Source organism: Pseudomonas sp. NPDC089734, assembly GCF_044748865.1.
Classification (GTDB): Bacteria; Pseudomonadota; Gammaproteobacteria; order Pseudomonadales; family Pseudomonadaceae; genus Aquipseudomonas.
Window position 1 is genome coordinate 21043 of record NZ_JBIVGV010000006.1, and the last position, 26178, is coordinate 47220.

Here is a 26178-nt window from a genome sequence, read left to right on the forward strand (position 1 = left end):
GTGAAGGGGCATTCTACTCGCTGTGCAGGTTTGCATAAATCGACTCTGCCAGCTTTTTGCTGATTCCGGGTGCTTTTGCTATTTCATCGATGCTGGCACGGGACAATTCCTGCAATCCACCGAAATGTTTGAGCAGGTCGCGACGCCGTGTCGGCCCCACACCGGCGACCCCTTCAAGGGTCGATGTGCGACGCGTCTTGCCACGCCGGGCGCGGTGCCCGGTGATTGCAAAACGGTGCGCCTCGTCCCGGATCTGCTGGATCAGGTGCAAGGCGGGCGAATCCCCCGGCAAGGTGAATTCATGGGCGGCATCATTGAGGTACAGCGTCTCGAATCCGGCCTTGCGGGTGGTGCCCTTGGCAACCCCCAGCAGGATCAGGTCGGGTACCGCCAGTTCGTTCAGGACATCACGTGCCATGGCCATCTGCCCTTTGCCGCCGTCCACCAGCAGCACATCGGGTAACTTGCCCTCACCATCCTTGATCCTGCTGAAGCGTCGGGTCAGCGCCTGGTGCATGGCCGCATAGTCGTCCCCGGCCGTGACACCCTCGATGTTGTAGCGTCGATAATCCGACTTGAGCGCACCTTCCGGCCCGAAGACGACACAGGACGCCACCGTCGCCTCGCCACTGGAATGACTGATGTCGTAGCACTCGAGACGTTGCGGCGGCTCATCGAGCTTGAGCACCTGTGCCAGCGCCTCGAAACGCGAGGCCACATGCTGACGATTGGCCAGACGTGCCGTCAACGCCTGCTCGGCATTGGTGACGGCCAGTTGCTGCCAGCGCGCCCTCGTTCCTCGTACCCGATGGCTGATGGTCATTTCGCGCCCTCGAGACGCTTCGATGGCCTCGATCAGGGTTGGAAAATCCTCATGGACGACATTGACGATGACTTCGCCAGGCAGCTCACGGTCGACGCCTCCCAGAAAGTACTGGGCCAGAAAGGCGGACATGACTTCTCCCACCTCCTCCTCGATGCCGACCTGCGGGAAGAAGTTCTTGCTGCCCAGCACCCGCCCGCCCCGCACGCTGATCAGATGCACACAGGCGCCCCCCGGATTCACGAACGCCGCGACGACATCCACGTCCCCTGTCCCGCCTTCCATGCTTTGCTGATCCTGAACCCGACGCAGCAAGGCAACCTGATCCCGCAGCTCGGCAGCCCGCTCGAACTCCAGAGACATGGCCGCCTTTTCCATCGACGCATTCAGTTCATCGGTCAAGGCATTGCTGCGCCCTTCGAGAAACATCACCGAATGGCGTACATCCTCGGCGTAGACCTCCGGTTCCACCAGCCCGACACAGGGGGCCTTGCAGCGTTTTATCTGATATTGCAGGCACGGCCTGTTGCGGTTCCTGTAATAACTGTCTTCACACTGACGAACCAGAAAGGTCTTCTGCAACAGACTCAGGCTTTCCCGGATGGCTCCGGCGCTCGGATAAGGGCCGAAATACCGACCCTTGGCCTTTTTCGCTCCGCGATGAATGCTCAGGCGCGGAAATGCCCCTTCCGACATGAAGACATACGGATAGGACTTATCGTCGCGCAGCAGGATGTTGTAAGGAGGCCGCCACTCCTTGATGAGGGTCTGCTCCAGCAGCAGGGCCTCGGTTTCGTTGGCCGTGATGGTGGTTTCAATCTGGGCGATACGGGCAACCAGGGCGCTGGTCTTGGGCGCGTGCCCGGTCTTGCGAAAGTAGCTGGCAAGGCGTTTCTTGAGGTTCTTGGCCTTGCCGACATACAGGAGCCGTGCCTCGGTATCGAACATGCGATACACACCGGGACGGCCACTGCATGTTGCAAGAAACGCACTTGAATCAAAAGGTTGGGTCATGTTCAGGCGCTGGCATCAACCATGCCGTGACGTACAGCCAGTAAAGCGAGTTCAACATCACTGCTGATCGAAAGCTTCTCGAAGATACGGTAACGGTAAGTATTGACCGTCTTGGGTGACAAGCACAGCTTGTCGGAAATGGTCTGGACCTTCTGGCACCCGACGATCATCAGGGCAATCTGGATTTCGCGTTCGGACAGCAGATCGAACGGCGAGTTGTTGACTTGCGGCTGAAAGGACTTCAACGCCAGTTGCTGAGCGATCTGCGGGCTGATGTAACGCTGCCCGGCAAAGACCAGCCGGATGGCCTGGACCATTTCCGACAGCCCTGCCCCTTTGGTCATGTATCCGGCGGCCCCGGCCTGCAGCAATCGGGTAGGAAAAGGATCTTCCTCACACACGGTCACGGCCACGACCTTGATTTCCGGGTGGCTGCGCAACAACTTGCGAGTTGCCTCGAGCCCACCGATACCGGGCATCTTGACGTCCATCAGGACGACATCGGGCTTCAGTTCCCGGGCTTTCTTCAGAGACTCTTCACCAGACTCAGCCTGACCGACAACCTGCAAGCCATCTATATCGGACAGCATGCGTGTGATGCCTGTCCGAACAAGATCATGGTCATCGACAACTAGCACCCTAATCAAGCAGACACCTCGCCCAACAGTCATAACGAATGCCAGACACCATAACAAAAACCATGAGTCAGACCTAGTGCGCTGTCTCGACACGAACCGCGCCACTGCGCGCCTGGGCGATGCGACAGGCACGGTTGCACTGAAACGTTAATGACAATGACACTGGATATGAATGACTCGTGATCGACAGGTGGACAGCGTTTCCCACAAACTATCACTAACCTCTTAAGACACCAGCATTTTTTCTCGAAAACGCTCAATTGGCAGATATGCCGTCAGTTCTTCTCACCGTCCAGCGTTTTATTGTGGACTGTGTAGGAAGCCGACAACTCCGCCATGGTGGTCGTCAACCGGCTGATTGCATCCTGATCCTCCTTGAGCAGTGTTCTATAGCTGCCCAGCACCTTTTCCTCTGCGGTGCTGAGATTGTCGAGCGGCGTCGGCGTCGGTGTTCCGGTCAGGATATAGAGCACATCGACGCCCTTGGCAGCGACGGCAGCAAGATAATCGGCCTTGGGCGCGCGATCGCCACTCTCATATTTCCCTTGCGCATTCGCCTCCACGCCACCTATTTCTCCGAAGGCACGCTGAGAAAGCCCCAGACGTTCTCTTTCTTTCCTTAAGCGAGACCCAATTCCACTCATTTGAATGCGCAACCTTATTGACCCTATCCTTACGAATGGTAAAATTCAGACAAATTTAAACTTATTTGAACGGTTTTGAACTATGCCCGGAATACGCACCGCCGCACAAGCCAAGGCCTGGCTCGATCAACAGGGAAAATCGGTTCAAGAATTTGCCAGGGAAAACAACATTGATCCGGCAACCACCTACCAGGTACTGGCCGGGCGCAAGAAGGGACGTCGTGGTGAATCCCATAAAGTAGCTGTTTTACTGGGGATGAAGGTTGGCGTGATTCCGTCACAAGACAGCGAAAAAGAACAGCCGGCAGATTAAGCAAGCATCGGCCACTCCAGAAAACCTCAATCGCTACCAAAGCAATCCGACCTCAGCCGTCTACTTTTCCGACAGAGCCTGTCTACGCATAGATAACGATTTAAACCACCACATCAGTGGCCTGAGCGTTTTCAATGTTTACAGGTTACACCGCGTTCAATCCCGCCGATTGAATTTTCCAATTGAATCAGAGCATTCGCCTGCGGTAAGCTCCGATTCACTTTCTGGAGACACCTCATGTTGCCATTCGCGTCATCACAGCCCTTGCAGACGTCCAGCGTTGATCGCCTGGCCGCGGGCATTGCTGTGCAGGCCGGGTCGGTTGCTGTCTGTCTGCCAGTCAATTTTTATTATGGGTATTGGTTTAGCCACTGGCGCGCCTGATACCCGAAAGGCGCCCGGATTCAAGGGACGCCAACCAGAGAACTCTCTACCCCCGGTCGGCTCCCCGACCGGGGGTTTTGTTTTTCCGGGCCACTGAAACCCGAATGAATCCACTTGAGGACTACGACATGAACAACACTTTCTATTACCGCAACGACATCGACTTCGCCTGGCGATTTAGCAACCTCCGTTCGGGACAGCCAGCCGCCTCCGATCGGTCACTGCCAGGTGGCAATCTCAAACGCATGGCCAGTCAGGCCAATTGTCGAACACCCCAATAGGGTCTTGAGCGGGAAGATGCCCGCCAGCCCAGGAAACCCGATCATGAATTCGTCCGTTGCCGTAAAACCGTCCGACCTGTCCAGCGCCACTGTCACCCTGCTCGACAACACCCCGGCCCCCACGCGCCTGCCCAGCACCCTTGAGCTGAAAAATCGCCTGCCACTGAGCCCGGCCCTGACTGAACAGGTCGCCGCCCATCGTCGTGCCGTGCGTGCGATTCTCAACGGGGATGATTCCCGTCTTCTGGTCATCGCAGGCCCTTGCTCCCTGCATGACCCACGCTCGGCGCTCGAATACGCCGAACGTCTGGCCAGCCTCTCAGCCGAAGTCAGCGATCAGATGCTGCTGGTGATGCGCGCCTACGTCGAGAAGCCCCGCACCACGGTAGGCTGGAAAGGCCTTGCCTACGACCCTGCGCTCGATGGCAGCGATGACATGGCCGCCGGCCTCTCGCTTTCACGCCATCTGATGCGCGAGATGCTTCTCATGGGGCTGCCGATTGCCACGGAGCTGCTGCAACCCATGGCTGCCGGCTACTTCGATGACCTGCTCAGTTGGGTAGCCATTGGTGCCCGGACCACCGAATCCCAGATCCACCGGGAAATGGCCAGCGGCCTGCCCATGCCGGTCGGCTTCAAGAACGGTACCGACGGCGGCGTGGCGGTCGCCAGTGACGCGATGCGCTCGGCCGCCCATCCGCATCGCCATTTCGGCATCGACCGTCAAGGTCACCCGGCGATCATCGAGACACAAGGCAACCCGGACACTCATATCGTCCTGCGCGGCGGCCATCGCGGCCCCAACTACGACAGCCAGAGCGTCGCCCTGGTCCGCGCCAGCCTCGAGAAACATCGCATTGCGTCAAGGATCATGGTCGATTGCAGTCATGCTAACAGCGGCAAGGACCCGTTGCGCCAGCCTCAAGTCTTCAATGATGTGCTTGAACAACGCTTGCAGGGCGACACATCGCTGATCGGCATGATGCTGGAAAGCCACCTCTTCGAGGGCTGCCAGCCACTGAGTGAAACGCTTCAGTACGGGGTTTCGGTGACCGACGGCTGCCTGGGCTGGGAAGGCAGCGAGCAACTGTTACGTCAGGCAGTGGACCGGTTGCGCTACAGGTAATCGGTTCGCGATGAACTTTTATCAGGAAATGCAGCCTTGATTCCGGTAGGCTCTTTCTTTTTCTGACAGGAGACACTTTCCCATGGCTAAAGCCACTGCCCGCCACATCCTTGTTTCGAGCGAAGAGAAATGCAACGAACTCAAGGCTCAGATCGAAGGCGGCGCTGATTTCGCCGAGATTGCCAAGGCCAACTCCAGCTGCCCTTCGAGCCGTCAAGGCGGCGACCTGGGCTCGTTCGGTCCAGGCCAGATGGTCAAGGAATTCGACACCGTCGTGTTCAGCGCACCCGTCAACGTCGTGCAAGGCCCGGTCAAGACGCAGTTCGGTTACCACTTGCTGGAAGTGACCAGCCGCCAGGACTGATTCCGGCGCGCTGATCAAGTACATCGAACGGCTCATCTTCGGATGGGCCGTTTTCATTTGCGCAGTCAATATTTGCGGTTACAAAGCCTGCTGCTATCCGGTACCTTGGCGAGCGATCGTGAAAAGACCCAGAAGCCGAGCGCTGTCTGGCATCCCCCTCTTCAACCCTGATATTCGCTCGCGGACATCAGTCAGGATTCGAGTCATGCGTTTTGTCCGCTCACTGCTGATCGCTCCGATAATGGTGCTGGTCACGGGACTTCAGGCCTTGTCTGCCGCACCCCAGCATGCCTTGACCGTGTACGGCGAACCACCGCGCTATCCTGCCGGCTTCCAGCACTTCGACTACGTGAACCCTGATGCCCCCAAAGGCGGCAGCATGCGCCGCTCGGCCCAGGAAATCGGGCAGTTCGATCACCTGATGCCGTACACCGACAAGGGCATCGGCGTCTCGCAGATCAACGGCATGCTGTACTCCCCGCTGGCCGTCAAATCACTGGATGAGCCCTACACGGTATACGGGCTGGTCGCGCAGCAGATGGAACGCTCGGCGGACGGCATGTCCTTGCGCTTTTATCTTGATCCAAGGGCACGCTTTGCCGATGGCACCCCCATCACCGCCAACGACGTGAAATACACCTATGAGTTGCTGATGACTCAGGGCAGCCTGCAATACCGCACCCAGTTCGACGCAGTCAAAGGCCTGGAAGTGGAGTCCGAGTCCCGGATCCGCTTTGACTTCAAGCACAATGAGAACCGGACCCTGCCCCTGGACCTGGCCTCATTGCCGGTGTTTCCCGAGCACTGGTGGAAAACCCGCGACTTTGCCGGTGGTGCGGGCTTCGAGATCCCGCCGGGCAGTGGCCCCTACAAGATCGCCCATGTCGATCCGGGACGCAGCATCACCTTCGAGCGCGATCCGGACTGGTGGGGCAAGGACCTGCCGGTCAGCAAGGGCCTGTACAACTTCGACAGGTTCAGCATCGAGTACTTCGGCGATACGGATGTCGCCCGCCAGGTACTCAAGGGCGGAGCCTACGACTACAACCGTGAATACTCGGCCACCGGTTACTCGATCCGCTATGACGGCCCGGCAATGGAGGAAGGCCTGCTGCAGAAGGCTCACCTGGCCAGGGGCGCGGTCCAGAATTCGCAAGGGTTCGTGTTCAACCTGAACCGCCCCATGTTTCAGGACCGGCGCGTGCGTCAGGCGCTGTCGCTGCTCTGGGATTTCGAATGGACCAACCGGCAGATGATGCGCAACATGTACATCCGCCAGAACAGCTATTTCTCGAATTCGACACTGGCCGCCACACAACCGCCCACAGCCGCCGAACTGAAGATTCTCGAACCCTTGCGCGGCAGCATTCCCGACGAAGCCTTTACTACGGTCTTCAAGAACCCGAAAACCGATGGCACCGGGTTCATTCGCGACAAGCAATTGCAGGCACTGGCCTTGATGCAGGAGGCCGGCTGGAAACCCAAAGGCGATCAACTGGTCAACGTCCGGGGAGAACCGTTCCGCTTTACCTTCCTCAACGGTCAGCCGGGGTTCGAGCGTCTGTTGCTGCCTTACAAACGCAATCTGGCGCAGATCGGCATTCAGTTCGATGTCCGCCGCATCGATGCGGCCCAATACTTGAACCGTGTCATGGCCCGTGACTACGACATGATCGTCACCGGCTATACGGTCTCGACATCGCCCGGCACGGATCTTTACAACAGCTTTGGCTCCGGGGTCGCCAACGACCCGGGGTCCACCAATTACATGGCCTTGCAGGACCCGGCCGTGGACACCTTGATCGACGGGCTGACCAAGGCCGCCGACCCGGTGACGATGAGCAATTACGCCCACTGCCTGGATCGGGTCCTGCAATGGAACTACTACTGGATTCCCAACTATTACCCGCCCGGCGCCTCGACCGTCTGGTGGAATCGCTTCGGTATTCCCAAGGTCCAGGCCAGCAACAGCGAAGCCATCGAAACCTGGTGGGAAGTCAGCCCGACACCGCTGAACAACGAGCAATTCGCCGCCAGACGCGGCGCTTCGGCACTTGTTTCGGAGATGAAGTGAATGCTCGGTTATATCCTGCGACGCCTGCTCCTGATCGTGCCCACGCTCCTGTGCATCCTGCTGGTCAATTTCTTTATCGTGCAGGCCGCCCCCGGCGGGCCGGTGGAGCAAGCCATTGCCCGCCTGCAAGGTCTGGGTGGTGTCAGCGCAGGCATGACGGCAGCCGAAACGAGCGGCACTGGCCAGTCCAGAGCGTCCCGTGGACTTGACCCCAGACTGATCAAGGAAATCGAGCGCCAATACGGTTTCGACAAACCGATGCATGAGCGGCTATGGCTGATGCTCAAGAACTACGCGCAACTGGACTTCGGCAAGAGTTTCTTCCGGGGCGCGACGGTCACGGACCTCATCCTGCAAAAGATGCCGGTGTCCATTTCCCTCGGCCTCTGGGCGACACTGCTGACGTATCTGGTGTCCATTCCACTGGGCATCCGCAAGGCCGTCCGCCATGGCAGCCCGTTCGATATCTGGAGCAGCACCGCAATCATCATCGGCTACGCGATGCCGGCCTTTCTGTTCGCCATGTTGCTGGTGGTGGTGTTCTGCGGCGGAACATCACTGAACTGGTTCCCGGTACGCGGCCTGGTATCGGACAACTTCGACCAGCTCTCGACCCTCGGCAAAATGGCCGACTACTTCTGGCATCTGGTGCTGCCCGTCTCGGCACTGGTCATTGGCGGGTTTGCCACCCTGACCCTGCTGACCAAGAACGCCTTTCTCAATGAAATCACCCGCCAGTACGTCACGACCGCCAGAGCCAAGGGCATGAGCGAACAGCGCGTGCTGTACGGCCACGTCTTTCGCAATGCCATGCTGCTGGTGGTGTCCGGCATCCCTCAGGCGTTCATCAGCGTGTTCTTTGCCGGTTCACTGTTGATCGAGGTCATTTTCTCCCTCGACGGCCTGGGGCGCATGAGTTACGAAGCCGCCGTATCGCGGGACTATCCGGTGGTGTTCGGTTCGCTGTTCATCTTTACCCTGTTCGGCTTGCTGATAAAACTGGTGGGCGATATCGGCTACACCCTGGTTGATCCTCGAATCGACTTCAGTGCGAGGAATGCCTGATGCCCGGTCTTTCTCCTCTGGCTCGACGTCGCCTGGAACGCTTTCGCGCCAACCGCCGGGGCTGGTGGTCGCTGTGGCTGTTCTGCGCCCTGTTTGCACTGACCCTGGGAGGCGAGCTGATCGCCAACGATAAACCGCTGGTGATGAGCTATCAGGGCGAACTCTACTTCCCCGCCTTCAAACGCTATACCGAGCAGGATTTCGGCGGAGAACTGCCCTTTCAACCCGATTACCGCTGCGAATACGTGCAGAACCTGATTGCCGGTGGCCAAGGCTGGATGCTGTTTGCACCGATTCCATTCAGCGCCGACACCCCCAACTATGAACTGTCGGTCCCGGCCCCGAGCCCGCCTTCGTCCGTCAACTGGATGGGCACCGACGATCAGGCACGCGACGTATTGGCGCGGGTCATTTTCGGGGCACGGGTTTCGATTCTGTTCGCCCTGATCCTGACGGCCATCAGCGCCTTGATCGGTATCGCTGCCGGAGCCTTGCAGGGTTATTACGGTGGCTGGGTGGACCTGATCGGCCAGCGCCTGCTGGAAGTCTGGTCAGGCTTGCCGGTGCTGTACCTGCTGATCATCCTTTCAGGTTTCGTCGAGCCCGACTTCTGGTGGCTGCTGGGCATCATGGCGCTGTTCTCCTGGCTGACGCTGGTGGACGTGGTACGTGCCGAGTTCCTGCGCGGGCGCAACCTGGAATACGTCAAGGCCGCTCGTGCCCTGGGGTTGAGCGACCGTACCGTCATCGTGCGCCATATCCTGCCCAATGCCATGACCGCGACCTTGAGTTACCTGCCCTTCATCCTGACCGGCGCCATCTCGACCCTGACTGCACTGGACTTCCTGGGCTTCGGTATGCCGGCCGGCAGCGCGTCGCTGGGCGAACTGATCGCCCAGGGCAAACAGAACCTGCAAGCCCCCTGGCTGGGACTGACAGCCTTCTTCGCACTGGCATTGATCCTGACGCTGCTGGTGTTCATTGGCGAAGCGTTGCGCGACGCCTTTGATCCCCGCTCCTGAACCGAGGCCTTGAGATGTCCGAAAAGTTGATTGAGATCCGGGACCTGAACATCGCGTTCAGCGGGCAAAAGGCCGTCAGTAACCTGAGCCTGGACATCCGGGCCGGCGAATGCCTGGCACTGGTGGGAGAATCCGGTTCGGGCAAGTCGGTGACGGCACACTCGATACTGCAACTGCTGCCCTCCTCCGGCACGACCACGACCGGCAGCATCACCTACCGGGGCCAGGAATTGATCGGGGCCAGCGGGCAAACATTGCGCGAGCTGCGTGGCAATCGCATCGCCATGATCTTTCAGGAGCCCATGACCTCCCTGAACCCCTTGCACACGGTTGCCAGACAGATCGGTGAAACCCTGCTGCTGCACCGGGGCATCAGCGGCCGCGAAGCTCAGGCACGCATCATCGAGCTGCTGGAAATGGTCGGTATCCAGCATCCGCAAAAACGCCTCAAGGCCTATCCCCACGAACTGTCCGGCGGCCAGCGCCAGCGCGTGATGATTGCCATGGCCCTGGCCTGCGAACCGGAACTGTTGATTGCCGATGAACCCACCACGGCGCTGGATGTGACCGTACAGCGCAAGATTCTGTTGCTGCTCAAATCACTGCAACACCGTCTGAACATGTCGCTGCTGCTGATCAGCCATGACCTGAACCTGGTTCACAGCATTGCCCAGCGCGTATGCGTGATGTGCGCCGGAGAAATCGTCGAGCAGTCCGATTGCCAATCCTTGTTCAAGTCGCCGCAACATCCTTACAGCCGTCTTTTGCTCGATGCCGAACCGGCGGGTGAACCGCTGCCACGGGATACCCGTGAAAAGGTGCTGGAGGTCGAGAACCTGCATGTCTGGTTCTCGCTGGCAGGTGGCATTCTGCGTCGTCACAGGGAGTACCTGAAGGCCGTCGATGACATCAGCCTGAGCATCGAACGCGGCAAGACGCTGGGCATAGTGGGAGAGTCCGGCTCGGGCAAATCGACACTTGGTCAGGCCATCCTGCGCTTGCTGGAGTCTCGTGGCAGTATCCGCTTTCAGGGGCAGGCACTGGACGGGTTGAGCCAGAAGCAGATGCGCCCCTGGCGCAAGGAGATGCAGGTGGTCTTTCAAGACCCCTACGGCAGTCTCAGCCCGCGCATGTCCGTGGCGCAGATCATTGCCGAAGGCCTGGAAGTCCACCGGCAACTGGATTCGCAGCAGTGCGACGAAGAAGTGATTCGTGCCCTGGAGGATGTCGGCCTCGACCCTGAAAGCCGCCATCGCTATCCCCATGAGTTTTCCGGCGGTCAGCGCCAGCGTATTGCCATCGCCCGGGCGCTGGTGCTCAAGCCTGCCTTGATACTGCTCGACGAGCCGACCTCGGCGCTGGACCGTACCGTACAGAAACAAGTCGTTGCCCTGCTTCGCGAACTGCAGGAAAGACATGGCCTGACCTACCTTTTCATCAGCCATGACCTGGCCGTGGTCAAGGCTCTGGCCCATGATGTCATCGTCGTCAAGGATGGCAAGGTCGTCGAACGGGGTGCCAGTCACGATGTTTTCGATGCGCCCCGGCATCCGTACACCCGAGAGTTGCTGGCGGCAGCGCACCCAGAATAACAACAGGCATTCCCTCAGGCCGTACGCCGGGGCCAAATGACGGAACATCCCCATGAAAGACAACACGCTCAGCGATTACCGAAACATCCAGCGTCTTGCGACCCGCTCACTGTTCGAGATCATCGAACAGTGCAGTGAAGGCACCGTGATTGTCGATAAAGAGGCGCGCATCGTCTGGATCAATGAGCGCTATGCCCGTCGATTTGGCCTGCAGGATGCCAGCCTTGCCATTGGCCAGCCCTGCGAAAGCGTGATCCCCGGAAGCCTGTTGCGTCAGGTTGCCAGCAATGGTCAGCCAATCCTGCTGGACATGATGGACACGGCAAAGGATCCACTGGTGGTCATGCGTCTGCCGATTCATGACAGCGCAGGTTCCGTGATCGGTGCCATCGGCTTCGCCCTGTTCGATCAGTTACAGACGCTGTCGCCCTTGCTCAAGCGCTACCTGAGCATGCAGCAGGAACTGGCCACCACCCGCTCGCTGCTCAAGGCCCGACAGGCAAAATACAGTTTTGCGCACTTCATCGGCATCGGCGAAGCCACGCTGGAAGTCAAACGCCGGGCCCGACGCAGCGCCAGCACCGAATCACCGGTCCTGCTGCTGGGCGAGACCGGCACCGGCAAGGAATTGCTGGCCCATGCCATCCATAACGCATCGCCACGATCCGACAAACCCTTTGTCAGCATCAATAGCGCTGCCATCCCTGAAGCACTGCTCGAAGCCGAATTCTTCGGTACCGCTCCCGGAGCCTTTACCGGCGCGGTGCGCACAGGCCGGTCGGGCAAGCTGAAAATTGCCCAGGGCGGCACGCTGTTTCTTGACGAGATAGGCGACATGCCACTGACCTTGCAAAGCAAGTTGCTGCGGGTGTTGCAGGAAAAGGAATACGAACCCGTCGGTTCAAATGAAGTGTTCCAGAGCGATGTGCGCTTCATCGCCGCCACCTCCATCGATCTGGAGGGTGCGATCAAACGCGGCGAGTTTCGCGCCGATCTCTACTATCGCTTGAACGTGCTGCCCATTCAGGTACCGCCCTTGCGCGAGCGCCTGGAGGATTTGCCCGTCCTCAGTGAAAGCATTCTCGAAGAGCTGCACAGCCAGCATGAGCTTGAAGACGCCGCCCTCAAACTGCTGGCGCAGCATGCATGGCCCGGCAATATCCGCGAACTGCGCAATGTCCTGGAGCGTGCAGCGCTGCTCAGCGACGATCTGCAACTCTCCGCACGGGACATTCACGCGGCCATCGGCACCCTGCTCCCGATCGGCAGCGGAAATGGTCGGGAAACTCGCCCCCAGGTCCATGAAACCTTCAGCCAGGCCCGCCAACGCTGTGACCGGCAATTGATCGAGACAACGTTGCTGCAATGCGAGGGTAATGTGGTGCAAGCGGCCAGCCAGCTCGGGCTGGGGCGTTCGACGCTCTACAAGAAGATGGCCGTGCTGGGGATTGCCGAGTCTCCATAGAGAGACAGGCGTCTCTGGCTGGAGACACCTGCCTTTCAGCGGAATTTATCCGGCTCTGAACGAAATGCCTTGCCTGTGGGACCGGATTTATCCGGGAAGGGCCATGCATCTGCATCGTCAGGAAGAATGTCTTCCCGGATAAATCCGGTCCTACAGGTCTCCATTTCGGGACACCAGCTGACCCACAACCTTTAAATTTTCTTATATTTCAATAAGTTGCTCATATGGCACGAATCCCGCTATAGCTCTGCGGCGGCCTGACCGCGCCCATAAAACAATAACAACAGGAGACACCCATGAGCGTACTCATTGCCCTGGCGGCGCTCGCGCTATTGATGCTCGCGGCATACCGAGGCTACAGCGTCATCCTCTTTGCCCCCATCGCCGCCCTCGGTGCGGTATTGCTGACCGATCCTTCGGCGGTGGCACCGGCGTTCACCGGGCTGTTCATGGACAAGATGGTCGGTTTCATCAAACTCTATTTCCCGGTGTTTCTGCTTGGAGCCGTGTTCGGCAAGCTGATCGAACTTTCCGGGTTTTCCCGCGCGATTGTGGCGGCCGCCATCGGCGTCCTGGGCACGCGCCAGGCCATGCTGGTGATTGTGCTGGTCTGCGCCCTGCTCACCTATGGCGGGGTTTCACTGTTCGTCGTGGTGTTCGCGGTCTATCCGTTCGCTGCCGAAATGTTCCGCCAGAGCAATATCCCCAAACGCCTGATTCCGGCGACCATTGCGCTGGGCGCATTCTCCTTCACCATGGACGCCTTGCCCGGTACGCCGCAGATCCAGAACATCATTCCCACCACCTTCTTCAACACGACCGCCTGGGCCGCGCCATGGCTGGGCCTGATCGGCACCCTGTTCGTGTTCGGTGCCGGCATGCTCTATCTGCAACGCCAGCGCAACAAGGCCATGCGCGCCGGAGAAGGCTACGGCCAGGTGTTGCGCAACGAGCCGGAAACGGCCGCCGATATCAAGCTGCCAAATCCGTGGCTCGCGCTATCGCCCCTGGTGGTTGTCGGGGTCAGCAACCTGCTGTTCACGGGCTGGATTCCACAGTGGTACGGCAAGACCCACACCCTGGCACTGCCGGGGATGACGACACCCATTCAGAGCGAAATTGCCCGCCTGACCGCGATATGGGCCGTTGAGGCGGCCCTGCTGACAGGGATTGCCATGGTGCTGGCATTCGGTTTCGGTGCCATCCGTACCCGGCTGGCCGAAGGCAGTAAAAGTGCGGTCAACGGAGCGCTGCTGGCCGCCATGAACACGGCCTCCGAATATGGTTTCGGTGCCGTTATCGCCTCATTGCCCGGTTTTCTGGTGCTGGCCAACGCCTTGAAGGGCATCCCCGACCCTCTGGTCAATGAAGCCATTACCGTCACGCTGCTGGCCGGCATCACCGGTTCGGCCTCGGGCGGCATGAGCATCGCCCTGGCCGCCATGTCAGACAGCTTCATTGCGGCCGCCCATGCCGCCAACATCCCGCTGGAGGTCCTGCACCGGGTGGCCGCCATGGCCAGCGGCGGCATGGACACCCTGCCCCACAACGGCGCGGTCATCACCCTGCTGGCCGTGACCGGGCTGACCCACCGCGAGGCCTATCGAGACATTTTCGGTATCACCCTCATCAAGACACTGGCGGTTTTCGTCGTGATCGCAACGTTCTACGCCACAGGCATCGTGTAAGGAGCCGATTATGAATCTGCAAGGCAAAACCGCACTGGTCACCGGATCTACCAGCGGCATCGGCCTGGGCATTGCCCTGTGCCTGGCCAAGGCCGGTGCCAACCTGATCCTCAACGGTTTCGGCGACGTTTCGACAGCCGTCGGCCAGGTGCAGACGGCGGGTGGCCAGGTCGGCTATCACCCGGCGGATGTCAGTGACCCGGCACAGATTGCCGACATGGTTGCGTATGCCGAGCGCGAATTCGGCGGGGTCGACATTCTGGTCAATAACGCCGGGATTCAGCACGTCGAGGCCGTGGAAGACTTTGCGGTCGAGCGCTGGGACGCAATCATCGCCATCAACCTGTCCTCGGTGTTTCATACCACGCGCCTGTGCCTGCCCGGCATGCGCCGCAAGGATTGGGGGCGAATCATCAATATCGCCTCGGTGCACGGGCTGGTGGGATCAAGCGGCAAAGCCGCGTATGTGGCAGCCAAGCATGGCGTGCTGGGCCTGACCAAAGTGGTGGGCCTCGAAACGGCCCGCAGCCAGGTCACCTGCAATGCCATCTGCCCGGGCTGGGTATTGACGCCGCTGGTGCAGCAACAGATCGACAATCGCCAGGGCGATCCGGATCAGGCTCGACAGGACTTGCTGGCCGAGAAACAACCTTCTCTGGATTTCGTCACCCCGGAACAACTGGGGGAACTGGTGCTGTTCCTGTGCAGCGAGGGCGCCGTTCAGGTGCGGGGAGCCGCCTGGAACATCGATGGCGGCTGGCTCGCCCAGTAGGAGCGAATTCATTCGCGAAAAACCAATCCACCCAACACAACCCAGTGCCCGAGAAACCGCCTTCCCGAATAAATTCGGTCCCACAAAAGATGCGCCACCCGTAGGAGCGAATTCATTCGCGAAAAGCCAATCCACCCAACACAACCCAGCGCCTGAAAGACCATCTTCCCGAATAAATTCGGTCCTACAAAAGATGCGCCACCCGTAGGAGCGAATTCATTCGCGAAAAACCAGTCCACCCGACACAACCCAGCGCCTGAAGACCGCCTTCCCGAATAAATTCGGTCCCACAAAGGTCATCATTCGTCCTTTTCGTCCACCAACCCCCAATCCGACATCTTCGCCGAACTGGTCCCCACTGGCGCAGGCGGAGGTGTTGTCACCTGGGTCACGCCTTCACCGTGCAACTTGAGACGCAGGCGTACGTTGTTCTGCGAATCGGCATTTTTCAACGCCTCTTCTTCGCTGATCGCGCCTTCCACTGCCAGGTTGAACAGTGCGGTGTCGAAGGTCTGCATCCCCAGGCTACCGGACTTCTCCATGATGCCCTTGAGCTCCGTCAGCTGGTTACGCTGGATCAGGTCGCGGATCGTCGGTGTGCCCATCATCACTTCCACCGCGGCACGTCGCTTGCCATCCGGGGTCTTGACCAGACGCTGGGAAACGAACGCCTTGAGGTTGTTGCCCAGGTCGTGCAGCAGTTGCTCGCGGCGCTCTTCGGGGAAAAAGTTGATGATCCGGTCCAGGGCCTGGTTGGCGTTGTTGGCATGCAGGGTCGAAATGGCAAGGTGCCCGGTATCGGCAAAGGCCAGCGCATGCTCCATGGTCTCCCGGTCACGAATTTCGCCGATCAGGATGACATCCGGTGCCTGACGCAAGGTGTTTTTCAGCGCAGCGCGGAAACTGCGGGTATCGACCCCGACTTCGCGCTGGTTGACGATGGATTTCTTGTGACGATGGATGAACTCCACCGGGTCTTCGATGGTGATGATATGCCCGCTGGCATTGCGGTTACGGTAATCGATCAAGGCCGCCAGCGAAGTGGATTTGCCCGAGCCGGTCGCACCGACGAACAGCACCAGCCCGTGCTTCTCCATGATGACGTCGAGCAGGACCGGCGGCAGGTGCAGGTCCTCGAAACGCGGGATATCCAGTTTGATATTCCGGGCAACCAGCGAAACCTCGTTGCGCTGCATGAAGATATTGATCCGGAAACGTCCGATACCCGCCAGCGACACCGCCAGGTTCATTTCCAGCTCACGCTGGAATTCAAGCTTCTGCTCCTCGTCCATGAGCCCCTGGGCAATCACGGCGACCTCGCCGGGCTTCAGGGTTTCAGTGCCCAGCGGCTTGAGCACGCCATTGAACTTGGCGCACGGCGGCGCTCCGGTGGAAAGATAAAGGTCCGATCCGTCCTGGCTGGCCAGAATCTTCAACAACGCCGGAAAATCCATAATCAACACCGCACAAAAATAAGAGAAAACACGTGGCTGCCTAAACGTGACGACAAGGACATAATGGCAGCCTTTTTCGACAGGTGATAATGCGACATGAAAGCCCAAGCCCGCCACATTCTGGTGAAAACCGCCGAAGAGGCCGAACAGCTCAAGCTGCGTATCGCCAAGGGTGAGGCCTTCGATGTGCTGGCAAAGAAGCACTCCACCTGCCCGTCAGGCAAGCGTGGCGGCGATCTCGGTGAAGTACGGCCCGGCCAGATGGTCGGAGCCATCGACCAGGTGATCTTCAAGAAACCGCTGCGCACCGTACACGGCCCGATCAAGAGCAAGTTCGGCTACCACCTGGTCCAGGTGTTCTACCGGGATTGATGCACCTCCGGGCTGCGCTCGCTCAAGGCAAGCGTAGCCCGGATGCCCGTGCTGTCACTTCGGCGCAATCGCCTCATCCACCAGCACCTGGGCTTCAGCCACCAGACGCTTGAGATGATCTTCGCCGACAAAGCTTTCCGCATAGATCTTGTAGATGTCCTCGGTGCCTGACGGACGTGCTGCGAACCAGCCATTTTCGGTCATGACTTTCAGGCCGCCAAACGACTGATTGTTACCCGGCGCGTGGCTGAGAATGTTCTGGATCTTCTCTCCGGCCAATTCCGTGGACTTGACCTGATCCGGCGACAGCTTGCTCAACAGCGCCTTCTGCTGCGGGTTGGCCTTGGCATCGACACGGGTCGAGAACGGCTTGCCCAGTTCCTCGGTCATGGTCGTGTACAGCTCGCTCGGATCACGTTCTTTGCGCGCCGTGATTTCGGCCGCCAGCAGGGCCGGGATCAAGCCATCCTTGTCGGTGGTCCAGACCGTGCCGTCGCGACGCAGGAACGAAGCACCCGCGCTTTCTTCGCCACCGAAGCCCAGCGAACCCTCGAACAGGCCGTCGGCAAAGAACTTGAAGCCCACCGGGACTTCATACAGGCGACGCCCCAGACGGGCCGTCACGCGGTCGATCATGCCGCTGCTGACCACGGTCTTGCCCACGGCCGCATCAGCGCGCCAGTCCGGGCGATTCTGGAACAGGTAGTCGATGGATACGGCGAGATAGCTGTTCGGCGTCATCAGCCCGCCGGTCGGGGTCACGATACCGTGGCGGTCATGGTCCGGGTCGCAGGCAAAGGCCACCTGATAGCGGTCCTTGAGGCCGATCAGGCTCTGCATCGCATGGCTGGAAGACGGGTCCATGCGAATCTGCCCATCCCAGTCCACGCTCATGAAGCGGAAGGTTGGATCGACGAACTTATTCACCACGTCCAGGTTCAGGCCGTAGTGTTCGCCAATCGCCGACCAGTAGCTGACCCCTGCTCCGCCCAGCGGATCGACACCCAGACGCAGACCGGCATTGCGGATGGCGTCCATGTCGATGACGCTCTTGAGGTCCGCCACATAGGTGTTGACGTAGTCATGGCGATGAGTGGTATCGGCGCGCAGGGCCTTTTCATGGCTCATGCGCGACACACCAACGACCTTCTCGGCCAGCAACTCGTTGGCCTTGTTCTCGATCCACTTGGTGACGTCGCTGTCGGCCGGGCCACCGTTGGGCGGGTTGTACTTGAAGCCACCGCTTTGCGGCGGGTTGTGGGACGGCGTGATCACGATGCCGTCGGCCAGCCCGGACGTACGGCCACGGTTGTAGCAGATGATGGCATGGGACACCGCCGGGGTCGGCGTGTATTCGTCACCGGCGGAGATCATCACCTGCACGCCATTGGCGGCCAGCACTTCAAGGGCCGTGGCGGCGGCAGGCGTAGACAGCGCATGGGTGTCGGCCCCCAGGAACAGCGGGCCATGGATGCCCTTGGCCTGACGATACAGGCAGATGGCCTGGCTGATGGCCAGGACATGCCATTCGTTGAAGCTCAACTCGAACGAGGTGCCACGATGGCCGGACGTGCCGAAAGCCACGCGCTGGGTTGTAATCGATGCATCAGGCTGCCCGGTGTAATAAGCGGTGACCAGTCTCGGGATATCGACCAGTAACTGCGCAGGAGCCAGCTTGCCGGCGAAAGGACTGAGACTCATACAACCTCCACGGAAAGGGGGACAGGAAATTCGGTTATGGCGAAAACGCCCATGGTGCGGCAGTTTACTGGCAGTTTGACCGGAATGCTTGGCTATCGCTCCCTAAGTGACTGAGTTTTCTGGCTGCCACCAGGCCGGAAGCAGACGTTGCACCTTGCGTTCGGCAAAACGGTCATCGATCAGCATGACTACTCCACGGTCACTCTGACTGCGGATCACCCGACCGGCAGCCTGCACAACCTTCTGCACTCCCGGATACAGGTAGGTGTAATCGTAGCCACTGCCGAACAGAGCGGCCATGCGCTGCTTGAACTGTTCGTTGACCGGATTCAACTGGGGCAACCCCAGAGTGGCGATGAACGCCCCGATCAAGCGCTCTCCCGGCAAGTCGATGCCCTCTGCGAACGCCCCGCCCAGGACGGCAAAGCCAATTCCCTTGCCGGTCAGGGTAAAGCGTTCGAGAAAGGCCTGACGCTCGCTTTCGCTCATGCCCCGCTCCTGTTGCCAGAGTTCGATCTGCGGCCAGCGCTGACGCATCAGCCCGACCACGTGTTGCAGGTAATCGAAGCTGCTGAAAAAGGCGAGGTAATTGCCCGGCCGGGCCAGAAACTGCTCGCCCATCAGCGCAACGATGGGGGCCAGCGAAGCCTGACGGTGGGCGAAACGGGTCGAAATCCGGCTGACGATACGGACATCCAGTTGCTCGGGATGAAACGGCGACTCGACATCGATACAGACCGTCTTGTCCGGCAATCCGAGAAGATCGGCGTAGTAGCGTTGCGGCTGCAGCGTGGCCGAGAACAACACCGAGCCAAGTGCCGCGCTCAGGCGTGGAGCAATGAACCGGGCCGGCACCACATTGCGCAGGGTCAATCGGGAAAAACGGCGCCTGGCACCTGGGTCCCGCAGAGTGATATCGAAAATGAAATGCTCATCGAACAGCTCGGCAATGCGCAGAAAACCGATGGCATCGAAATAAAAGCCTTGCAGCGCACTGTCCACGGCCTGTGGGTGGTCATTGAAATAATCGCCCATGGCCGCCACGCACAGGTTCAGGCTGTTGAGGAATTTTTCCGGAAGGTCGGCACAGGACCGATAAGCCCCCTCCTGCTCCTTGTGCAAGGCATTCCATTGGCGATTGAGCCGTTGCAGGGCCTTTTGCAGAGGCTGCGGTGCGCTTTGACGCAGGCTATGGAGTTGCTGCTGATCGAAACCGGCGCTGTACATGTGGCGGGCGCGTTCGACCATGTTGTGTGCTTCGTCCACCAGCACCGCGACACGCCACTGATTGAACTGCGCCAGACCGAACAGCAAGGCACTCAGGTCGAAATAGTAGTTGTAGTCGGCGACCACCACGTCCGCCCAGCGCGCCAGCTCCTGGCTGAGGTAATACGGACAGACCTGATGGGCCAGCGCGACTCGGCGGACGCCCTCCCGGTCCAGCCATGGAGAATTCAATGCCGCGCTGCGTGCGGCAGGCAAACGGTCATAGAAGCCCTTGGCCAGCGGACAGGAATCCCCATGGCACGCCTTGTCCGGATGCTCGCAGGCCTTGTCGCGTGCGACCAGTTCCAGCACGCGCAACTGGAGCTCAGGCAAGCGGCGCCCGATCACCTGCAAGGCATCCAGCGCCAGCTGGCGGCCTGGCGTCTTGGCCGTCAGGAAGAACACCTTATCGAGCCGCTGATTCGGCATTGCCTTGAGCATGGGAAACAGCGTGCCGACGGTCTTGCCGATGCCGGTCGGAGCCTGAGCCATCAGGCAGGAACCGGTGCTGACCGCCTTGTAGACCGACTCGGCCAGTACACGCTGGCCGGTGCGGAACGCCGGGTAAGGAAAGGCGAGCGTCTTCAAGTGCCGGTTACGCGATGCCGTGTGCGCCAGCTCCTGCTGCGCCCAATACAGAAACATCTCGCACTGCTGCTCGAAGAACGCGCCTAGCGCTTCGCGGCTGAACACCTCGCGAATCACGGTTTCCTGCTCGCTGACGACATTGAAATACACCAGCGCCAGCGCGACCTCGTTCAGCTCCAGTTGCCGACACAGCAGCCAGCCGTAGATTTTCGCCTGCGCCCAGTGCAATTGACGGTGATTGGCAGGCAAGGCATCGAGTTCGCCCCGGTAGGTTTTCACTTCATCCAGTTGATTGAGCGCAGCGTCGTAGCCATCGGCCCGGCCCCTGACCGTCAATTCCCGATACTCGCCGCTCAGTGACAGCTCAGCCTGATAGGCCGCCCCACGACGCCCCGCCACGGTACGGTGCCCGGCAATACCCTCCTGGGCGGTAGGCGAAGGCGTGAAGCGCAGGTCCAGATCCCCGGTCTTGGCCGTGAACTCGCACAATGCCCGCACGGCCACGACATAACGCAATGGCTCTGCGTCGGCTGGAGCGGGTTCGAGATGGGGGCCGGGAGGTGTTATCAGGGTCACTGCGCAACAGCTATGGGTTACCGATACTGGATAGGCATACAGATAGCAGCCTTTAGCCTCCCCTGGCAAATACAAATGGATCGACGGCTATTGCCGCGCCTGCCTCAGGGCTTCGGCCAGGCAGTCGAGCGCACGGGGCACGTCCTGGTTCCAGTCGACGGCATAACTGATGCGCAGGTTTTGCCGATGCAGCCCGTGCAGGCTGAACAGCTCGCCCGGAGCAATGACCATGCGCTGTTGCAGCATGTTGTCGAACACCTGGCGCATGTCCACAGGGTGCACGCTGTGAGCCCATATGCCACAGCCCCCTTCAGGTTGCTCATGGCACAGCAACGACCCCAGGTGCCGGTCCAGCAGTTGCCTCAGCATGTGCATGCGCTGCATCAGCAATGCCTTGAGTTCAACCAGATGAGTATCCAGACGTCCGCCATTGAAGAGTCTGGCAATGGCCTTCTGGCGAATGGGTGCCAGCTCGAACGAGCGCAGCAGAAAGGCCTGTTGCCACTGATGATCAAGCGCCTTGCACAACAGATACCCGTAGGGCGCCTCCGGCCCGAGCAGCTTGTCGAAGCTGCCCAGAATCAACAGGCGCTGCGGGTCGATCAAGTCACGCAAGGGGGGTGGCCTCGAGATGAAATCCAGCTCACCCTGGCTGTCGTTTTCCAGCACCCAGACCCGATAACGATTGAGCAACCGGGCCACGGCCTGAAGATTGTGAGCGGGCAAGCGGCTGCCCCGTACCGGATTGAATTGTGACGACATCAGGGCCAGGCTGATGTTTTCCGTCAACAGCACTTGATCCAGCTCGGTCAGGTTGATGCTGTCCGCCTCGCCCAACGGCATTTCAACGACCCGGATCCCGGAAGCCTGCAACAGACGTAACAGGTTCCAGGCGCAAGGCGACTCCACCAGTACGGTCGTGTCCCGCAGTTGCAGCACATCAATGATCGCCATCAACACGCCTTGCATGTCCGACCCGACATACACGTTTTCAGGGTGCCAGCAGCGCTGGGCATCCCGGGTATAACGAGCCGCCAGGGCCGCGCGCAGCTCAATGTCACCGAACGGCTGAAACCCGAAATTCAGCGGCCTCGGATAATGCCGGGACACATCGCGCTCCATGCCTGGCAGCGGACTTTCCATCGACTGCAGCAAGGTCGGGTCGTCATGGGCCGAAACCCATACGCCACTGCGCCGGGCATTGCGGTAAAACGCCTCCAGCAGGTTGCCATCATCCAGTGTCGACGCCTGAAAGGCATCGCCGTTGCCACGGGGCAAGGTGTAGTAACCCGATTTGGAGACGGAGCACACCCGCCCTTCCTTCTCAAGCAGCGAATAGGCGCTTTGTACCGTGGAAATCGAGACGCGAAGACGCCTGGCCAACTGGCGCAGGGAAGGCATTTTCGTCGTGGAGTCGGTCTGAACCTCATCGATCAGACGAACGAGATAGCGGTAGACCGCCTGATAGGCAAAATCCGTTTTTTTCATGGGAAACAGTCCGGCGCTTGGCCAAAGGATTTTCCTGGCAATGGCGACAAGGCCGATACCGGTCCATCGGTACCGCCATGTCGCCGAACAGAGGACTCAGCGTCCGGAGAGCACTTCAGCCACGGCTTCACCCGTTTCGGGGTCGACCGTCATGATCCGGCGCTTGTCCGGATCTGCGGCGCGAACCCTGGCGATGAGTGATTGTTCATCGTTGAAATCCACCCGCTGCTTGCCGTACAAGCTTTGCAAGCCCTTGAGGCTCAAGCCACTGATATCGACCAGCCACTGGGTGATCTGATCGGGCGCCGTCAGGCCGGAGAGCACCTTATGCAGGTCCGGCAAGGCCACCAGCATGCCCGGGTGGCAATACCGCAGAAACGTTTCCAGACCCCGTCCGCGATCCACGAAAGGCGAAAAGATCATGCAGATCAATTGCGCCTCGCTCAGGCCAAAACCTTCCTGGGCGTAACCTGCCGCCAGCTCACGGCGCGACTCGATACGCTCATAGCCCTCATATGCGCTCATCGCCTTGTCGATCAGCCGGGCCGGCATCTGTTTCCTGCGCATCAACAGGCGGGCCAGCCCCAGGTATTCGGCAATACCGTCGGCATACCGGCGCTCTTGCAGGTATTGAGCCTTGAGGCCCCGCATATGGGCCATCAGCAGCGGGTTGGCGCAATCCGACTCACTGAAGCCGAATGCCAGATCATCGAAGCGGAACCCCAGAAACTCGGTCAGCAGGCTCCAGTGGTCCTCGACCTTGCAACTGATCAGGTCACAGATGCTGATAAACGCAGGCACGATGGACTGGCCGGGATAAGCGATGGAACGGGTCGAGCGGGTGACTTCCTCCCCCTCACCATACAGCTCGTGATAATAAGCCTGCCCGATCGTGTCGATGGAACGGAGAACGCCATTGAGGTTCTGACCGGCCCAGTTGCCCTTGCCCTGGCCCGTTCGCTGGGAAAGCCGCATGACCCAGGTGGTGTAGTGCTTCTGCTCCTTTCGGGAGTCGCCACTGACCACGGCATCCACCCCACCGTCCCAGCTGGAGGCCCGCCCCAGAAACTCGGCAAGCTCCAGGTAACAACGGTTGCAGAAGGTCGTCCGGCCATCGCCAGCCGATAGATGGCCCGCCAGCAGCATGTCTGAACGGTTCTGCTCACGACCGGCACTGGAAAGCGGCAAGTCCGGCTCGAATGCCTGGATGTACTGATTGTCGACCACCAGCATTTCGACGCGAGGGTCGTCATACAGAAACAGGGCCGAATACGTGCGATGAATGTTGTCCATCACGGCCTGCGTCATGCCCACATGGCGCATATTGGCCACGCGCAGATTGAAGGTGCCAGGCGAACGGCCTGCAATGCTCAACTGCGCCGCTCTCAGGAAAGCCAGTGTATAGGCACTGTCCTTGCCCCCCGAAAAAGCGATCAACACCTTGAAACTGGAGATTCTTTCTATACCGCCCGCCGCGACGATCAATCGTTGAATCAACAGTTGCAATGCCGTTCGTTCGGCCCGCGAGAAATAACCCAGCAAGCGTTGCAATACTTGCTGATAGACATAATTCATTGCTTGTTCGTGAATGGAACTCATGCTGTTTCACCCACCCGACGATCAAGGCATAACATCATGCACGGGAGGTATTGGATATCAGGCTGGCAAGCGCACTTATAATCGACCATGACTCATTCCCTGAGTAAGAATTACCCCGTCATTATGAGTTTCGGAAAAACAATTACAAGGTACAGATCCCTGTTGAAATCGAGACACAGAAGCCCGACAAGTGAGTCGGATAAACATAACGTTTAAAACATCAAATTCGAGCAACGCCCCATAGCGCTGCGGGCTTCAAGACCGGAAAGGCAGCCCCCCATACAACCGGCATGCCTTGCCACCTCAAAAGACAATCGAGATTAACACGCTAAAAACAGCACCTTCCAATACCTGAACTTAGACAGTGAAATTAAACATCACGAATAAACACGAGCCTGAATCAAACAACACTTCACGAAACAAAATGTGCACTTATTTCGATGATGAATACCGCGCCCCTTTCAACCCGTTATCTTCCCGTTACTTTCTTGACCCTCAACAAAAAGCCTTCCTGAAAAGGAAGGCTTCATGGCTACGACTGTCGGACTTTCTCTGCAACTAGGCGGGTTCAATCTCCAGCACCGCACGACCGCCAATAGGACAGCCATCCATGTAACGGTGAGCCTGAACCACTTGCTCGAACGGGAAATTACGGGTCTGCAATGGCACCAGCACCCGGTCCGCCGTCAACTGGTTGATCTCGCGCAAGGCACGCTGCAAGGCCTCGGCGTCCGGCATGATGCCCAGTTCGGGCTTGCCGGTGAAATTGCCCAGGCAATGCACGAAGAACTGAATGTTCTTCTGGAACGCCGCACACGCCGGGAACGGTGTCTGGTTGCCGCCTTGCAGGCCATACAGCACCAGACTGCCACGTGGCGCCAGAACGTCGCCCATGATCGACATCTGCGGGCCGCCAAGCCCGTCGAATACGGCATCCACGCCACGGTTGTCGGTGTACTTGTTGATGGCCATCAACAGGTCCTGCTCCTCGGTGACCACCACCTTGTCGGCCCCTTGAGCCAACAGGTAATCGCGTGCATCGGCGGTCTTGGTCGCCGCGATGACGCGAGCCCCCAGCGCCTTGCCAAGCTGGACGAAACACGGCCCGGCACAATGACTCGCATCGGTGACCAGCACGGTCTGACCGGCCTTGATCCGGGCCAGATCGACATACGCAAAGTAAGCGATCAGGAACGGCGTGTAATGCACGCTGGCTTCAACGGGGCTCAGCACATCCGGGTAACAGGTCAATGCCGAACGCGGCAATACGATGGACTCGCCATAGACCGGATGCCGGTTGGCATCGGCCGCCGGAAAACTGGCGACCTTGTCGCCCACGGCCAGATCAGTGACGCCGTCACCGAGCGCCGTGACGATACCGGCCATTTCATAACCCAGGCCGGCAGGCAGACGCGCCTGGGTGGAAGCAAGATTTTGCCGCCAGAGAACGTCATACCAACTGACACCGATCGCCTGGACACGCACCTGCACCTCGCCGGGTGCAGGCAACGCGTCTGGATGCTCTTCGACCTTGAGCACCTCAGCCGGGCCAAACTGGTGAAAACGGATCGTGCGGGACATTTAGAACCTCGCCTTGTATACCTTGATGCCGTGAACTCTATCCGGGCTCTGCCGACAACACTATCAGTGGCTATTAATAGTCGACATGCCTGTCATCGATTGTGCTTCATGGGCCGTACGATATCGCCGATGTCCATGAAGGCTCATGTACTCATGGGCGGCCATTGTTGGCATGTAGGCGAAACATTGCAACCTGTGTGGGCATTTTGCCCGTCACGATGAATTTTCAATGCGTGAACCCGGCGTTTGCCCGTACTATCGCACCCTCTCAAAGTCTCTCATCGACAC

General features: G+C 59.4%; 20 protein-coding genes. 11 read left to right on the forward strand and 9 right to left on the reverse strand.

Annotated features, from left to right (window positions below):
• Positions 1-13: 13 nt before the first annotated feature.
• From uvrC to ACIPY9_RS09575, 3 genes are all read right to left on the reverse strand, one after another.
• The gene (uvrC, locus tag ACIPY9_RS09565) at positions 14-1837 is read right to left on the reverse strand and encodes an excinuclease ABC subunit UvrC (RefSeq protein WP_400699890.1); all 1824 of its coding nucleotides are present in this window, start codon (positions 1835-1837) and stop codon (positions 14-16) included.
• Between the two features lie 2 nt (positions 1838-1839).
• On the reverse strand, positions 1840-2484 hold the full coding sequence (uvrY, locus tag ACIPY9_RS09570; RefSeq protein ID WP_400699892.1) for a UvrY/SirA/GacA family response regulator transcription factor: 645 nt from the start codon (positions 2482-2484) through the stop codon (positions 1840-1842).
• 266 nt (positions 2485-2750) lie between these two features.
• Complete coding sequence (locus ACIPY9_RS09575) at positions 2751-3119, reverse strand: helix-turn-helix domain-containing protein (protein ID WP_400699894.1); 369 nt, start codon at positions 3117-3119, stop codon at positions 2751-2753.
• A gap of 82 nt (positions 3120-3201) precedes the next feature.
• Here ACIPY9_RS09575 and ACIPY9_RS09580 point away from each other — a divergent pair, with 82 nt between their 5' ends.
• From ACIPY9_RS09580 to ACIPY9_RS09625, 10 genes are all read left to right on the forward strand, one after another.
• The gene (locus ACIPY9_RS09580; RefSeq protein WP_400699896.1) at positions 3202-3432 is read left to right on the forward strand and encodes a DNA-binding protein; all 231 of its coding nucleotides are present in this window, start codon (positions 3202-3204) and stop codon (positions 3430-3432) included.
• Between the two features lie 708 nt (positions 3433-4140).
• Positions 4141-5223 carry a 3-deoxy-7-phosphoheptulonate synthase gene (locus tag ACIPY9_RS09585; RefSeq protein ID WP_400699898.1) on the forward strand — a complete coding sequence of 361 codons (1083 nt, stop codon included), beginning with the start codon at positions 4141-4143 and terminating at the stop codon, positions 5221-5223.
• 82 nt (positions 5224-5305) lie between these two features.
• On the forward strand, positions 5306-5587 hold the full coding sequence (locus ACIPY9_RS09590) for a peptidylprolyl isomerase (protein ID WP_117165564.1): 282 nt from the start codon (positions 5306-5308) through the stop codon (positions 5585-5587).
• A 205-nt stretch (positions 5588-5792) separates the two neighbouring features.
• A complete protein-coding gene (locus ACIPY9_RS09595) occupies positions 5793-7661 on the forward strand; it encodes an extracellular solute-binding protein (protein WP_400699900.1) in 1869 nt (622 codons plus the stop codon).
• Positions 7662-8726 carry a microcin C ABC transporter permease YejB gene (locus ACIPY9_RS09600; RefSeq protein ID WP_400699902.1) on the forward strand — a complete coding sequence of 355 codons (1065 nt, stop codon included), beginning with the start codon at positions 7662-7664 and terminating at the stop codon, positions 8724-8726.
• Positions 8726-9748, forward strand: a complete 1023-nt coding sequence (locus tag ACIPY9_RS09605; protein ID WP_400699904.1) for an ABC transporter permease — start codon at positions 8726-8728, stop codon at positions 9746-9748. Before ACIPY9_RS09600 ends, ACIPY9_RS09605 begins: the two co-directional genes overlap by 1 nt.
• Before the next feature lie 14 nt (positions 9749-9762).
• Entirely contained in the window at positions 9763-11340 is a 1578-nt protein-coding gene (locus ACIPY9_RS09610) for an ABC transporter ATP-binding protein (RefSeq protein ID WP_400699906.1), read from the forward strand.
• A 52-nt stretch (positions 11341-11392) separates the two neighbouring features.
• Complete coding sequence (locus tag ACIPY9_RS09615; protein WP_400699908.1) at positions 11393-12805, forward strand: sigma-54 interaction domain-containing protein; 1413 nt, start codon at positions 11393-11395, stop codon at positions 12803-12805.
• A 296-nt stretch (positions 12806-13101) separates the two neighbouring features.
• Entirely contained in the window at positions 13102-14493 is a 1392-nt protein-coding gene (locus ACIPY9_RS09620) for a GntP family permease (RefSeq protein ID WP_400699910.1), read from the forward strand.
• A gap of 10 nt (positions 14494-14503) precedes the next feature.
• Positions 14504-15265: a 3-hydroxybutyrate dehydrogenase gene (locus ACIPY9_RS09625; RefSeq protein WP_400699912.1), complete on the forward strand. Its 762-nt coding sequence runs from the start codon at positions 14504-14506 to the stop codon at positions 15263-15265.
• Between the two features lie 299 nt (positions 15266-15564).
• Here the strand turns inward: ACIPY9_RS09625 and ACIPY9_RS09630 are convergent, their stop codons facing one another.
• Entirely contained in the window at positions 15565-16719 is a 1155-nt protein-coding gene (locus ACIPY9_RS09630; RefSeq protein WP_400699914.1) for a PilT/PilU family type 4a pilus ATPase, read from the reverse strand.
• Positions 16720-16815: 96 nt separating this feature from the next.
• Between ACIPY9_RS09630 and ACIPY9_RS09635 the strand changes: the two genes are divergently transcribed.
• Entirely contained in the window at positions 16816-17091 is a 276-nt protein-coding gene (locus tag ACIPY9_RS09635) for a peptidylprolyl isomerase (protein ID WP_025260390.1), read from the forward strand.
• A gap of 54 nt (positions 17092-17145) precedes the next feature.
• Here the strand turns inward: ACIPY9_RS09635 and pgm are convergent, their stop codons facing one another.
• The 5 genes from pgm to ACIPY9_RS09660 form a co-directional block, all read right to left on the reverse strand.
• Complete coding sequence (gene pgm, locus ACIPY9_RS09640; RefSeq protein WP_400699916.1) at positions 17146-18792, reverse strand: phosphoglucomutase (alpha-D-glucose-1,6-bisphosphate-dependent); 1647 nt, start codon at positions 18790-18792, stop codon at positions 17146-17148.
• Between the two features lie 102 nt (positions 18793-18894).
• Complete coding sequence (locus ACIPY9_RS09645; RefSeq protein ID WP_400700353.1) at positions 18895-21213, reverse strand: ATP-dependent DNA helicase; 2319 nt, start codon at positions 21211-21213, stop codon at positions 18895-18897.
• Positions 21214-21309: 96 nt separating this feature from the next.
• The gene (locus tag ACIPY9_RS09650; RefSeq protein WP_400699918.1) at positions 21310-22710 is read right to left on the reverse strand and encodes a PLP-dependent aminotransferase family protein; all 1401 of its coding nucleotides are present in this window, start codon (positions 22708-22710) and stop codon (positions 21310-21312) included.
• A 96-nt stretch (positions 22711-22806) separates the two neighbouring features.
• Positions 22807-24309 carry a hypothetical protein gene (locus ACIPY9_RS09655; protein WP_400699920.1) on the reverse strand — a complete coding sequence of 501 codons (1503 nt, stop codon included), beginning with the start codon at positions 24307-24309 and terminating at the stop codon, positions 22807-22809.
• A gap of 558 nt (positions 24310-24867) precedes the next feature.
• Positions 24868-25890 (reverse strand): zinc-dependent alcohol dehydrogenase family protein, encoded by a 1023-nt coding sequence (locus ACIPY9_RS09660; RefSeq protein WP_400699922.1) that lies wholly within the window; start codon positions 25888-25890, stop codon positions 24868-24870.
• Positions 25891-26178: the final 288 nt, after the last annotated feature.